Genomic DNA, 13,010 nt, shown 5'->3' on the forward strand with positions numbered 1-13,010 from the left:
CACCTTTTATGTGAGTGAATTCCAGAAATAAAAATGTATGAACCGTGGTTTTTGACAATGAATGAGGATGTGTTGAGTCGTTTGGGCGTGATGGATTGTTGTTGAAGTAGTGTGCATTATCGAGAGCTCTCTCTTCATTAACTAGCTCAACGAACTGTCATTTAACTTGTGACTGACTTGGATTCGAGAGTGGGTGAGCTGATATCGATTTTCCACAGTTCAGTGCCTAGGCGTTGATGGTTAACTAGTATTTTTTCCTCCATACGGACAGGAAATGTATACGTAAAGGTTTTTTGCATTGTCTGTCTGGTTAGTATTATTACGTTAATAACTAAACATCTACCATACCTAGTACACGACTACATCATCACATATCCCTGAGTCACACCAAGTGACTCACAGTACACCATTATAAATAACGGCATCGACCTATCTATGAACCTCAACATAGGAATAGATAGCAATGAATGTACGTTCTAGAAAAAACAAAAACCTTAGACTCACCATTAAGAAAACCTTTCTTGGTCATCCTATCCAGACTGCACACGGTCCACTGTACCTCGACTACTTAGAAAAAATGCATGCCACCATTGAACGAGCATTAGATGATTATCCTCGCCTCATGGCTATCCGTGTAGATTTGAGATTTCCAAAGCTAAGAGCCAATGAAGAATGCGGTAATGTCATCACAGATTTTATCCGCTCGTTACAGTCTCAGATAGCATACTCTGGCAAGCGAAAAAAAAGACAAGAGGGTGGTAGGGTTCATCCCTGCAAAGTTCGAAATGTGTGGATTAGAGAGCGCTCTACCTCAATGAATGATCATTATCACTTATTACTCATGTTCAATAAGGATAGATTTAACTGGTTGGGACAAACTCAAACACCAAATGATAATTTAGGCTCCTTTATCGTGGAGGCATGGGCGAGAGTCGTCGGTGTTGATTATGAAGAGGCAAATGGATTAGTACATTTCTCAAAGAGAAAGAACAGTGACAGCGTGGTTATTCATCGCTTGAACAGTAACTCTGATGACTTTGACGACGCGTTTGATGAGCTATTTAAGCACATTAGTTATTTAGCTAAAGAAGACACGAAACACTTTGGTAGCGGCAGACGGAATTTCGGCCATAGTCACAAGTAGCTTAAAAATTACGGTAGTGACAGTTCCTGTGGGATTAACAACAAACCATAGGAACTAGAATGCCAAATCAGCTCAATGCCACTCAACATCACTCAGAAGCGTCTAACTACCTCACCGTCACTCATGACCGAACGTTTAATGGAAAGCCACTCTACTACCTCGAGGGTGGTCTTATCCTTGAGTATTTGGAGGATATCGATCAAGTACTGACTGAAGCACTAAATCAATATCCGAGACTCTTTGCTGTTCACCTCCACCTCAATCTACCGAGTCACTTCAGGGGTGATTACCTAACGGTGTTTGCCCATTTCTTTCATACTTTAGAATTGGAGACTAATGAACTCTGTAAGGACAAATACACCAATAACACCTATCAACATCCACAAACGGTGATCCGCTATATCTGGGCTAAGGAGTGTGACTCCACTAGCCAGTATCATCTTATCCTGCTCTTTGATCGACAGCTCTTCCAAAGCTTAGGAGCAGGTCGAGATAGTTGGGGGCGTTTTCTCTACAAAAAAGTAAGAAAGACATGGGATAGGGTGGTGGAAGCTCATTCTAACCAACGATGCTCAGGGTTAGCGTATTCCTCTAACAATGAAGGCTTTGAGTTTTCTTCCGACACAGAAACGTTCCCGTTACAGCTAAACGAGTTCTTCTATCGAATTAGTCGTCTCGCGAAGCCCACCACCAAACACGATGATAACCGTAGTACGAGTTTTGGTTGCAGTCGTCGATAACCTAAAAAATCACACCACAAGCAGTACTTATGTCATTCAACTAGCCATAGGTACTGTCTCATGCCCCACACTCCCCATACACCAGCAATAACCCATTCCACTACCTTTAACGATTATCCCGTGATCTACAGTGAGCACGGGCTGTATGAATCAGCCCTTACGAGTATGACCAACCTCTTTGAACAGGCACTAGAGCAGTTTGAGTTCACGTTAGTCATGCATTTGGGGCTATACCTTCCTAAAGACCACCCAGACACCGATTTAACCATCATCAATGACTACATCCACCAGCTTAAAAAGAAACTCAATACAGACTCACTCTATTACTCGTGGCGCAAACGAGTCGATAAATCCCCCTCACACTATTACCAAGTCATACTCTTGCTTGATTACAACCAGTACTTTGGCTCCGCTATCTGTTGGGATAAACGTAATCAATTAGCCAACCACCTTAAAGAGGCATGGCAAGAGGCCGTCCAGAGCCACTACGAAGGCAAAGAGCGTTCATTGGTATTGTTTAACGACCGAGGTAACTACGGCTTAGGGACGCGCTGCAAGAGCAAAAGTAGCGTAGTAAAGAACAGTGTATTTCACCGCATGAGCCGTTTAGCTGAGGCATGGCAAGAAGAGCATTACTGTTTTGGCTCTAGCGAGGATTAACCTCACCGCACTTTTTTACAGCGGTGGCTTATCTCATGGGTATATACAACACAAGGAGCATTCCCAATGAGATTCTTAAGATTAAAAGACGTAATCGCAGCAACAGGGTTAAGCCGTTCAACTATCTACAAGTTTATGGATGAAGAAGTCTTTCCTAAAACAATTCCATTGGGAGGAAGATCAGTAGCGTGGCTAGAGAGTGAAATCGAAGAATGGATGGAACAGCGTCTAGCACTGCGAGAGAACCAAGAATAATCCAAGTAGCAGAAAGCATACTGACCACATCAACAGGGAGCCCACGAAGGCTCCCTTTTCAATTAGAGAGAGAAATAAAATGAGTTATTCAATTTACGTAGATGGCGCGGCACCGAACAATCAACACGGATGCACACAGGGTGGGATTGGTATTGCAGCCTTTAATGAGCACGGTGAACTAGAGTATCAAGATAGCATCACTATCAGACGAAGTACCACCAATGCAGAATTAGAGCTAATGGCCTTAATCGAAGGTCTAGAGTATGCACAGGATGGCGACGTCATCTACTCAGACAGTGATTTTTGTGTAAAGGGCTATAACGGTTGGTTAGATAACTGGAAGGATAAAGGTTGGCGTAAGTCAGATAAGAAGCCAGTTAAGAACCGTCATCTATGGCAACAAATCGACGAATTGCGTTCACAGAAATACGTAGAGGTGTTTAAGGTCAAAGCTCATTCAGGTGATAAAGGTAATGACATGGCAGACTTGTTAGCTGTTGAAGCGGCAGAAGCCGAGTAAGAAGATAGAGCACAGTTTGTTGGCAAACCGCTAGCAGGCTGTGCGGTCGTATTTTTGCTTTATCCCTAGGAACGGTGATTTGTCTTTAGGGTAGCGTTAAGCGTTTTTATAGATAACATATACCTGAAGATGAAGCATTCAATGGCTGCAATTGGGGTGTTTTTTCAGGCTCGACATTGACGATGATAGTGATCATGATGTAGATAAGGATTGTATGATTTATAAATAGAACGATATTAGGACACTACAATCTAGCGTACCGCTGCGCAGACGTTACATTTACTCTTTCTCAGCACCAGCGAAAAGTTACGCTTTGTTGAGTCGACGTGTCAAAGCGACTTTAACTTATGGAAGATAGTTGTAAGTCTGCTTACGTTTACTTTGATGAAGATGTAGCGTCGATTGCTAATATTGCATGTGACTGGGATTAACTTGCCTCGACATGCTTGTTGAATTATTTTGTTTGGTGGCAGTTAGCAAAAATAGAGCTGTACTTCATTAATTAAAAGGTGAACTGTTTATAGTAAAGAGAGCGTTATTATTTCGGGTTTGTTCGCTGATAATGAACACATGAGCCATTATTAGTGAGTAAAACAATGAATCCATTAGACTACACATTCTATACTTTAAACGCCAAACACTACTTACTGGAACCAGAACAAACGATGACGGTAATACAAAGCCAAAGCCAAAGCCGTCCGAGCTTGCCTGGGATAGTTTTCTTGGTGGGATTCCTAGTCGGTCAGATTACCCACCTTTATTAATCACGTCCTGTGGCATTATAAGAGGACAACTTTAAGTTAAGTCGTCATATTTCAGAGGGATTCGTTGTATCTAATGAACATGATTTTGAGGTTGATATGGTAGCTTCTCAGTTGTTATCTACGAGTCATCTGCAGCGTTTGAAGCAACTCGAGAAACATTTTTCTCGCAATGAAACTTATGATGTTGATATTGTCTCCCTTGCTGAAATTCTGGCCTGCTCAGAAAGGTACGTGAGTAAGCTAATGGCTTCTTTTGAAAACTTTGGGCTTATCCATTGGGCTTCGGGTCAGGGGCGAGGTCATCGTTCGAAACTGACACTACTAAAAAGTTTTGAGATGTCACTGCTGACTCAGTTAGAGCGAATGGCTCGGTCTGGCAGAATGAATCAGGCATTTCGATTAGCAACTCTGCTTGGCGAAGTACGCCTATTTCAAGATCACTTACCACTCTGGTTAAGGGATGCGCAACAGGAACTGAAAAAGCAGAATACTTTAATGTATTTAGTTCCTTATGTGCTGCCTGAATGGCACCCTCATTTGGCGCAGTCCGCTCGTTCTATTTTATTGATCGAAAGCGTCTTCGATACCTTAGTTCGATATAACCCTATTCAGAACGAAATTGTGCCTCATATCGCTCACCAATTTCATTACAGTGACAAGCAAATCCGTCTCCGCATCCGCAATGATATAATGATGCACAATGGAGAAGCGCTGACACCGGAACTTGTCAAAAAAAATATAGAAATGCGCCTTAGGACTCCGCATCCATATCAAATCCTATTTCGTCATGTAGAGGGTATTGACATAGATAAGCAGTGGGTCATTTTCTCTATGCGTCAATCTGACCCCGTTTTCCTGCACCTGTTAGCCGACTCACACAGTGGAATTTTTGATTATCAGGCTTCAAAACCTATCGGGTGTGGAGCATATCGGGTCGAAAGTCTGGAAAAACAATATTGGAGTTTAGTTCGCAACAACCACTATTTTGGCTTTGGTGGCCATATTGAACGAGTAGAGTTTTGGTGTAGCGATGCCCAACCTCAAACGCCTATGCACGTGGCAGAACTGCTCTATTGCGAATCTCAACCCGCTCAGCCAAAAAAAGTCGATCGCAGTGGGTGTACTGTTTTTCAGTTTCATCATCATGCAAACGCCTTGTCCGCTCAAGAAAGAGCTTGGCTTGTTCATCATAGTCGACGCTTTACACTTGATAGCCAGAAAAGAACAGCGAACAGCGTGATGGATTGCCATCAAGATAAGGGATTTCACTTGTTCAATCACGACATGAAACTGCCAGCTCGTCCGGTGGTCATTGAAGTGATAGACAGTCATATGAGGGAGTTGCAACCTTTGCTTGATGCGTTGTCTCAAAAAGGGGTTATTTGGCAGGTATGTCTTCAAGGACAGTCTCAAGATGTGGCTGTTGATGTCTCCTACGACTGTTACGTATTTGGCGACGACCTGACGCTCCAGTATTACGAATGGCTCCTTTGCGGCAATGTGTTTAGCCTATGTTTGCCTGAACGTGGAAAACAAAGCCTATTAACCTTTATTGATATGCTCATGCAGGAAAGCAGCGACAGTGAGGAGTTTCTGCACAAGCTGTATCGAGCGGAGGATTGGCTTATCCAGAACTATTATTATTGTCCTCTGTGGCGCAATCATTTCATCGTCACTCGCGCAGACAATTTGTATGGTACCGAAACCAACAATATGGGTGTCATGTCGCTGGTCAATATGTGGTTGGAGTAATCGCTGGTATGGTAGTGTCTCTGTAGCGATACGATTTGCAGTGTTTAACGGATAATTAAGGATAAAAAATGGACTTTCACCTTTGGCTCGGTTTTGTAGCGGCATCGCTCATTCTTACCGCGACACCAGGGCCTAGCATATTTTTAGGTATTGCACATGCTCTCAGATATGGGCACAAACGCGTGCTATATACCGCCCTTGGGGACATCTCAGCTAACTTTATTCAAATGGTGTTAGTCGCCTTGGGTTTAGGTGTCATCCTTGCCAGTTCGGTAGTGGCATTTAATGTCATCAAAGTCTTTGGTGTGATCACCTTGGTTTACATGGGGCTAAAAATGCTCCTCGCTAAACCAGCACAAGTTGAGCACTTAAACCTCAACAACTCAGATTTACAGGCCTCAAACAAAAAGTTGTTTTACTCTGGCTTTTTAGTCGCGGCTGGCAATCCCAAAGCCATCCTATTCTTCTCGGCTTTTTTCCCGCAATTCATCAACCCCGACTTACCCGTATTCCCTCAACTATTAGTGATGTGCCCAACCATGGCGTTGCTTGATTTCAGTTTAGTGATGTTTTATGCGTTTTCGGCCAGACGGATTGTTGATGCGAGCCGACTATCTCTTACCGCTGTGACCAGAGGAAGTGGTGCTTTACTGCTGGGAGCCGCAGGTATTCTAGCAATTAAAGAACCCACTTAATCTCGACTGAGAACTGCGACCAAGATTGAACATACTGTGCCCAGCACAACCATTACACCTATTTAGCAACTCTCGGAGTAAGACACCTATGATCACTTTTTACGAACTGTGTGGGGACGATGGCTTAAAATTCAGTCCTTATTGTTGGCGAACGAAAATGTGCTTGATACACAAAAATATAGCGTTTGATACCACTGAGCTTTCTTTTATCGACATTCAGGCTCAGTTTAAGGCGCAGTTTTCTACACTACCCGCCATCAAAGATGGTGAAACGGTGCTCTCTGATTCGTTTAACATCGCTGATTATCTTGAGGCCCACTACCCTGAATCACCTTCATTATTTGGCGGTGAAAAAGGGCGTTTAATGGCACTTTTTTTCCATGAGTGGGCAGCATCATTACATTCGGACATCGCCAAAATTGCCATCTTCGACATTTACTGCAAGCTTAAAGACCGCGATAAAGACTACTTTCGTTCCTCTAGAGAGAAACACTTTCAGGACAGCTTAGAAAATGTACAAAGCAACAACCAAGAGTTAGCAAAGGCCGATTTACTCAAAAAAATGAGAGTACTGGAATCTTATTTAGCTAAGACACGATACTTATCGGGCGATGCGCCCATGTATTCAGACTATATCGTCTATGGGACGTTGAAGTGGCTGCTGTCTACGAGTAACGCTTTCACAGAGGAAATGCTGACTAGCCATGTTTTGAATTGGTATGACAGCCTAGATAGGATTAGCACTGGAATTTAAACATGCTATAAGACAACGATGGAAATGTGAACGCAACGCATAGTTTTCGTTTACATTTATCGGATGTTACATATTGATTGGTTACAGTTTATTTCCGTATGTTGCTGTCAATATGCAATGTACAGAATAAACTTTCATTTCAAAAAAGTGCCACAGGATATCGTATTATGATAACTAAAGTTGTTCCTCTGATGTTGTTAGTTTCGTGTTCAAGCTTTGCATCAAGTGAGATTGTTGATAATTTTTCTCACATAGGATTTGGTTATAAAGGAGCTAGTTTTAAGTCGGGAGCGTTAAAACCTTACCTTAACGATAAGTATGACAATACAGAGAATAAGACGATGGGAGGGTTATACTTAGATGTCAGTGCTCAAGTTTTTGACTACGTATTCGTTGAAGGAAAAGCAGACTTTCTCACTCGATTTAGTTCGGAGGTAGATAGTTGGCAAGCTGGCGGAGGACTCATTGGGCGTTTGGGAGGGGCAATGGCCAGCTCTTTATCCTGTGGAGCAGTAAACTATCGTGCTGATAGTGATTACAGTTCACCATATTCCGAGCGTGGAACATACTGTCAAGCGATGGTTAGAAAACAAATAGCTAATCATTGGTTGATGGGAGTTTCCTATCAGCATGATTTCTTAGATCTAGCAAGAGATGAGTTTAAGTGGAATAACGTCTTTCAATTCGGCTCAGTGTTTGGCTTAGTTGCAAATTTAGAATATGCAGAGCGTGATGAGGCGGAAGTGAGCTATGAGCTTGGGTTGCAGTTCTCATTTTAACTGGCGAGGGTATATATTTTTAGAAGGTTCATTTTATTATCAATATATTATTTTGTTTTTCATAAGAGGCTAGACTTAGCCACCACTTGAAAGTCATCTCTGTATAAAATGGTGCCGACGTCTGAATAATGTAATGTCGCCACCTTTGTATCATATTCTTCTAATATATATTTTAGCTCATACATGAGTGATATATGTTTGACGCTTGAGTCTAAAAACCAAGAGATAGCATTGTCTGGCCATGACTTTGAGTGGAACGGTGGACATGGTAGTGATTCATTAAGTTGAGTGAAGATTTCTTTAATATGCACCTGATGGTACTCGTAAAGGATCAATCCGTCGACAAGCATCATTTGTGCTTGGGTAATGATACCATGAGTATGCTGGAGTCGCTTTTCCTCCTCCATACTGGCAATAAATCTTATAAACATTGGATTCCTTTATTACTATTTATTCATCTAGTTTAAGATTTTATCATTGATAATTTATCGTTGGACGATTTGAGAGTTAGCACAGAGTGTAAATAAATTTCATTCTATTAGTCAATTATAGAGGAGATGCACATGGAAACCATTATCCACGAAGCCATCAATCTTAGAGAGGCCGGAAATTATCATGCGTCTCGGCTTTTGCTGCGTACGCTATTGGATGACAGTCAATATGCAGCCAAAGCAAATTTATGCATGGCTTGGTCTTATGATAATGAAGGCAAAGAGAAGCAAGCGCTTATACATTATCATCTTGCATTGGAAGGGGATCTTTCCATAACTGAACGTTTTGATGCTCTGTTTGGGTTGGCGAGTACTTATCGCAGTTTGGGTAAATACACTGAAGCGTTAGAGTATTTTGAGCGAACCATTGCTGAATACCCTGATTCACTGGAAGTACAGCCGTTCTATGCCATGTGTTTGTACAACTTAGAACGACACAAAGAAGCAACGGCGTTACTAATTAAGTTATTGTTATCAACCACTGAGAGTAAGAAAATCAAAAGTTACCAGCGAGCCATTCTGCTTTATGCAAAAGACCTTGATAAAACGTGGTAAATGTTGCGTTCCTACGTATATTTGTTCGTCTAACCGGGGAATAGAAACAATAGAGTAAACCAACTTATGAATTCTAAGGTTATGGAGCTCGATAAGTGATTAGCAGTTGGTAGCAGACAAGGATCGATGATGAGAATAGAGAGACGATGTGCTGATATGATAAGTGAGTTTAGTCATGACCCTTCGTAAGGTGACTCACTTTGTTACAGGAGGCGCAGCTGCTGGCATTTTGAATTATCTTCTTGCGCCAGATGAAAAGAAGCGGGTAGTAGAGCTGAGTGACCCGTTGACTTACGGTCCGTTAAATAATTATGGTACGCAGCAGGGAGATGCTCTACGTAGTAATTGGTTTAGGGGGGTATGTGATCTTATTAATGATCCAGACTTATGGCCATGGTTAGCTGGCCATATAGGACTGCCCATATTGCAGAGCTATCAGAACCTCGAATGCGATGGCGATTATGTTGTTTGGGTTGGCCAGTCAGTGGATGAGCAATTAATGTTGCGAGCGCTGTGCTCTGTGCTACCGGAACAACGTTTATTTTTAGCCGATGTAACGACAGGTAAGTTGAGCAAAGACACCATGCCAATCGTTGGTGCCTGTTCAGCCGAAGAACTTACTACCGTCATTCCAGTACCTCTTGATATCTTTCAACAGGTTAAATTAGCCAAAGAATGGGATAGTCTTCTTGTGAGTAGGGATATGGTTCGAACTTGGAACGGTTCCGCAATTGTATCCCATGATGAGACGTTTTTTGATGCTGCTCTTCTTGCTGCGATTGGCCCACGAGTTTGTGTTGCAGCAGTAGTCATTGGTCGTGTGCTTGGTGATTATGTAGGGCAAGTTGGTGATACTTTTCTCTGTTACAGATTGCGTGTGTTGATCTTGAGAAAAATAGTGCGCTCGGTAGGTGAAGGACCTTTCTTTAGGCGTCAGTTGAGTCGAGCGTTATGATATGGGAAGGGCTTTGTTGCGTAATTAAATTTAAAGATAGAACTACCCCGTTTCGCGTATTTCTTAATCAATACGACAAGTTTCAGGCATACCTAACCCAGTAAGCTTGTTCAACGCTTTTATCATCGCGTAAGTTTCACCCACCTGGGCATTGTAATTTCTTAAGCTCAGTTTCCCTCCTAGCAACTGTTTAACTCGATACATCGCTGTTTCTGAGAGTGAACGTTTGTGGTATCCATACCGCTCTTTCCAATACTTATTTGAGCCGTATAATTTCTGGCAACCCACGGCGAGATTTCGAGAGTGACCACGCTCCCAGAAGGCTGCCCCTTCTCTTGGGGGAATAAGCGCAATAGCTCCCTTAATCTTAATAGCAGCGTGACACGCTCTCGTGTCGTAAGCGCCATCACCAGACACCTCAAGGATACTTCGGCGTGTTTGTTTCAGTAAGTTCGGGAGTACTTCTCCATCTGTAACCGTCGATAAACTTAGCTCAGCGGCAATGATCTCATGAGTGTTGGTATCGACGGCAATATGAAGCTTTCGCCAGACTCTACGCTTGCCATCCGTCCCATGTTTTTTGACTTTCCATTCACCTTCGCCATAAACCTTAAGGCCAGTAGCATCAATAGCTAGGTGCTGTATCGCTCCTCTCGTTTTAGTCTTAAATGAAACCTCAACTTGCTTGGCTCTACGACTGATGCAGGTGTAATGCGGACAACTTAACGGTACATGGGCTAACCTAAATATCGAGTCGATAAATCCTTGCAGCGCTCTCAATGGCATAGAAAAAACTCGTTTCACCATGAGTGCTGTCGTGATAGCTAAATCACTGAACCGACGCGGCCTCCCGCGCTTATTCTGTTTGCTTTGCGCCCAGCCGCTTATCGCCTCTTCATCAATCCAAAAGGTCAGAGAGCCACGGTTAATGAGTGATTGATTGTATTGCTTCCAGTTGGTTGTTTTATAACGAGGTTTAGGCATAGGGCTACGAGAGGGAGTGAATGTAGCTGATCAGATCGTAGGTTCTGGATTTAGTTCCACTGAATTACGCAACAAAGCCAAGTGAAATTGCCAGCTAATGGGAATAGTCTTGTTGAGAGGTATTTAGATAAGAAGCTATGTCCAGAAGCAAAAAAAGAATGGGGATCAATCACGCTCCCCATTATCATTTTGAGCCTTTGCTGGTGGCACTATTTTTCTTTGATGGCTTCACAGCCTTTATGTATCGCAACCGACGATGCCTGTTTACCTGCGTTTAGGGCTGCTTTCACATCCAGCTTGTATTGAGTGCATTTGCCTACACTGACGTTAACCGCTCCCGTTTCTACCGATGGATTACCTCCAAGCGATCCACCACCTTGAGCCAAAACAAAAGGTGATGCTAGGGAAGCCAGTAGAACAAGTGTGTTTGTTGTAATGTTTTTCATGGTGTGATTCTCACTATAATTTTAAAAAGAAAGTTGTAGGATTAGTTAGAAGTTTGCTCAACTTCTGGTGAGCATTTATTCTTATCGGAGACCTGACCGTTAAGCTTTCCACACGCATCGGCTGTCCAATGCAGAAGAGCTCCAGCGACAAGAGTGGATTGAGGACCTTGTTTTCCATTCCAGTGTTTTTCCAGGTGCTCCTTAGAGATGTTTGGTGTTCCACCGAGCGCAGCGTTTGCCATTGATGAAACGCTTAGAGAGCTCAATGCAATCGCGATGAGTACGTATGATTTTTTCATATTCGATCCTTATTGGTGTTGATAGATAGATGAGTTGTTTTGCTTTCGGTTTAGAAGGTGTAAACAAAGGTGCCAGCCGTTGAAGTGACTTCAATTTCTTTCACGTTATCGACAGTGCAGTTGTTGCTGTATCCCGTGTAGGTTTCCCCGAACTTCAATGAAACGTTTCTAGATAGCTCTGAGGCCGTACCAGCAGGAATACGACAATTACCTCGGTTAATCACAACGTCGGTGATGACGGTGTTGTTGGTGATGGCTTGTAGGTCAAAGACTAAGCTTCCCCAATGAGAGTTGGTGGAGATAGATACTTCTATATCCGCAACGGCTTCAGGAGATTCTTCCTGTTCAGTGCATCCTGTTGCTCCTATAAACAGGGCCATCGTGACTGCGTATCGAACCGATTGGTTTAGTCGATGTTTTATTTTTGTCATGGGTTTACTCTCCTCATTGGTGAGTGAAATTCTGGGTAGCCTGTTCCTTCGTGAGCCAGCATGAACTGCTCAACATTGAAGTCAGAGGGATAGGTAAATGAAAATGTCGATACACTGGCCTCATTGATGAGTGGTAAGGCAACGGTGTGTATTGGATGTTGGTTGGATAGCCGAAAGAGCAGCAAGAGCGCGTCACACTGAACCGAGAGTCCCAGTGGTTCAATGAGCGTTTGCTCTTGCTGCAAAGCTTGGCTAGAGACCTTTAGCATTCGGTTGTTAAGTAATGCTTCATGGACTGACCCTAAGACTTGTTGCTGCTTGTTACTCCAGCCTCTCGTATTAGGCAGGTTGAGGTGTACTTTACTTAGCCAAAGTCGTTCTTTTGAAATAGCTGAAGCCTTATCCCGTAAGGGTTTGTCTCTCTCCGAGGGCCGACCCTGTCCATAATTCAGTGCATCAGGAATAAGCGGCTGTAAGTACTTATTAGTCAGTTGCCAATAGAGCATTTCTTGCTTGTTTAGCTTCAGCAATTGCTCGGATGTTTTTCGGTAAATATGGGGCATGCTCATCGAATTACACTCCACGTTAAACACCTCCACAATGATGTCATCGAGGTAGCGTTTGATACTGCGCGTGGTGCGGTGGATATCGATTAGGGCTAACTGCTGCTGCAACTCCCTAACAGTGATCCATCGATGTTGAGGAATAAGCATCAGCGTGTGCAGCAAAGCAGATAAGCCTTCAATGCTGGTTTTATTGCTCATGACTACTCTCTCAATACATAGC

General features: G+C 43.0%; 17 protein-coding genes. 11 read left to right on the forward strand and 6 right to left on the reverse strand.

The features are described 5' to 3' along the window. Nucleotides 1-463: 463 nt before the first annotated feature. The 9 genes from OCV30_RS01055 to OCV30_RS01095 all read left to right on the forward strand — a co-directional run bounded on the left by OCV30_RS01055 (nt 464) and on the right by OCV30_RS01095 (nt 8,063). Nucleotides 464-1,144, forward strand: a complete 681-nt coding sequence (locus OCV30_RS01055; protein WP_065679783.1) for an inovirus Gp2 family protein — start codon at nt 464-466, stop codon at nt 1,142-1,144. Between the two features lie 59 nt (nt 1,145-1,203). Further along, nucleotides 1,204-1,884, forward strand: coding sequence for an inovirus Gp2 family protein (locus OCV30_RS01060; RefSeq protein WP_065679784.1), 681 nt, complete (start codon nt 1,204-1,206; stop codon nt 1,882-1,884). Nucleotides 1,885-1,944: 60 nt separating this feature from the next. Continuing rightward, nucleotides 1,945-2,544 carry an inovirus Gp2 family protein gene (locus OCV30_RS01065; protein ID WP_083994625.1) on the forward strand — a complete coding sequence of 200 codons (600 nt, stop codon included), beginning with the start codon at nt 1,945-1,947 and terminating at the stop codon, nt 2,542-2,544. Nucleotides 2,545-2,610: 66 nt separating this feature from the next. Continuing rightward, nucleotides 2,611-2,799, forward strand: a complete 189-nt coding sequence (locus tag OCV30_RS01070; RefSeq protein ID WP_065679786.1) for an AlpA family transcriptional regulator — start codon at nt 2,611-2,613, stop codon at nt 2,797-2,799. Between the two features lie 79 nt (nt 2,800-2,878). Next, nucleotides 2,879-3,319 carry a ribonuclease HI gene (locus OCV30_RS01075; protein ID WP_065679787.1) on the forward strand — a complete coding sequence of 147 codons (441 nt, stop codon included), beginning with the start codon at nt 2,879-2,881 and terminating at the stop codon, nt 3,317-3,319. A gap of 860 nt (nt 3,320-4,179) precedes the next feature. Next, the gene (locus OCV30_RS01080) at nt 4,180-5,835 is read left to right on the forward strand and encodes an SgrR family transcriptional regulator (protein ID WP_065679788.1); all 1,656 of its coding nucleotides are present in this window, start codon (nt 4,180-4,182) and stop codon (nt 5,833-5,835) included. Nucleotides 5,836-5,903: 68 nt separating this feature from the next. Then, entirely contained in the window at nt 5,904-6,530 is a 627-nt protein-coding gene (locus OCV30_RS01085) for a LysE family translocator (protein ID WP_065679789.1), read from the forward strand. Between the two features lie 88 nt (nt 6,531-6,618). Next, complete coding sequence (locus OCV30_RS01090) at nt 6,619-7,284, forward strand: glutathione S-transferase N-terminal domain-containing protein (RefSeq protein WP_065679790.1); 666 nt, start codon at nt 6,619-6,621, stop codon at nt 7,282-7,284. A gap of 167 nt (nt 7,285-7,451) precedes the next feature. Further along, the gene (locus tag OCV30_RS01095) at nt 7,452-8,063 is read left to right on the forward strand and encodes a hypothetical protein (protein WP_065679791.1); all 612 of its coding nucleotides are present in this window, start codon (nt 7,452-7,454) and stop codon (nt 8,061-8,063) included. A 59-nt stretch (nt 8,064-8,122) separates the two neighbouring features. Here the strand turns inward: OCV30_RS01095 and OCV30_RS01100 are convergent, their stop codons facing one another. Beyond that, nucleotides 8,123-8,494, reverse strand: coding sequence for a hypothetical protein (locus tag OCV30_RS01100; protein WP_017082573.1), 372 nt, complete (start codon nt 8,492-8,494; stop codon nt 8,123-8,125). Between the two features lie 132 nt (nt 8,495-8,626). Between OCV30_RS01100 and OCV30_RS01105 the strand changes: the two genes are divergently transcribed. After that, entirely contained in the window at nt 8,627-9,109 is a 483-nt protein-coding gene (locus OCV30_RS01105; RefSeq protein ID WP_065679792.1) for a tetratricopeptide repeat protein, read from the forward strand. 175 nt (nt 9,110-9,284) lie between these two features. Beyond that, nucleotides 9,285-10,064, forward strand: coding sequence for a DUF3658 domain-containing protein (locus OCV30_RS01110; RefSeq protein ID WP_017098419.1), 780 nt, complete (start codon nt 9,285-9,287; stop codon nt 10,062-10,064). A gap of 63 nt (nt 10,065-10,127) precedes the next feature. Here the strand turns inward: OCV30_RS01110 and OCV30_RS01115 are convergent, their stop codons facing one another. From OCV30_RS01115 to OCV30_RS01135, 5 genes are all read right to left on the reverse strand, one after another. Beyond that, entirely contained in the window at nt 10,128-11,048 is a 921-nt protein-coding gene (locus OCV30_RS01115) for an IS5 family transposase (RefSeq protein ID WP_065680243.1), read from the reverse strand. A gap of 209 nt (nt 11,049-11,257) precedes the next feature. Then, nucleotides 11,258-11,494 carry a hypothetical protein gene (locus OCV30_RS01120; RefSeq protein ID WP_065680251.1) on the reverse strand — a complete coding sequence of 79 codons (237 nt, stop codon included), beginning with the start codon at nt 11,492-11,494 and terminating at the stop codon, nt 11,258-11,260. A gap of 41 nt (nt 11,495-11,535) precedes the next feature. After that, on the reverse strand, nt 11,536-11,793 hold the full coding sequence (locus OCV30_RS01125) for a hypothetical protein (RefSeq protein ID WP_065680250.1): 258 nt from the start codon (nt 11,791-11,793) through the stop codon (nt 11,536-11,538). A 50-nt stretch (nt 11,794-11,843) separates the two neighbouring features. Continuing rightward, the gene (locus tag OCV30_RS01130) at nt 11,844-12,173 is read right to left on the reverse strand and encodes a hypothetical protein (protein WP_226088531.1); all 330 of its coding nucleotides are present in this window, start codon (nt 12,171-12,173) and stop codon (nt 11,844-11,846) included. A gap of 47 nt (nt 12,174-12,220) precedes the next feature. After that, a complete protein-coding gene (locus OCV30_RS01135) occupies nt 12,221-12,988 on the reverse strand; it encodes a transcriptional regulator (RefSeq protein ID WP_065680248.1) in 768 nt (255 codons plus the stop codon). Nucleotides 12,989-13,010 lie beyond the last annotated feature (22 nt).

The organism is Vibrio atlanticus (assembly GCF_024347315.1).
In the GTDB taxonomy this organism is placed as follows: Bacteria; Pseudomonadota; Gammaproteobacteria; order Enterobacterales; family Vibrionaceae; genus Vibrio; species Vibrio atlanticus.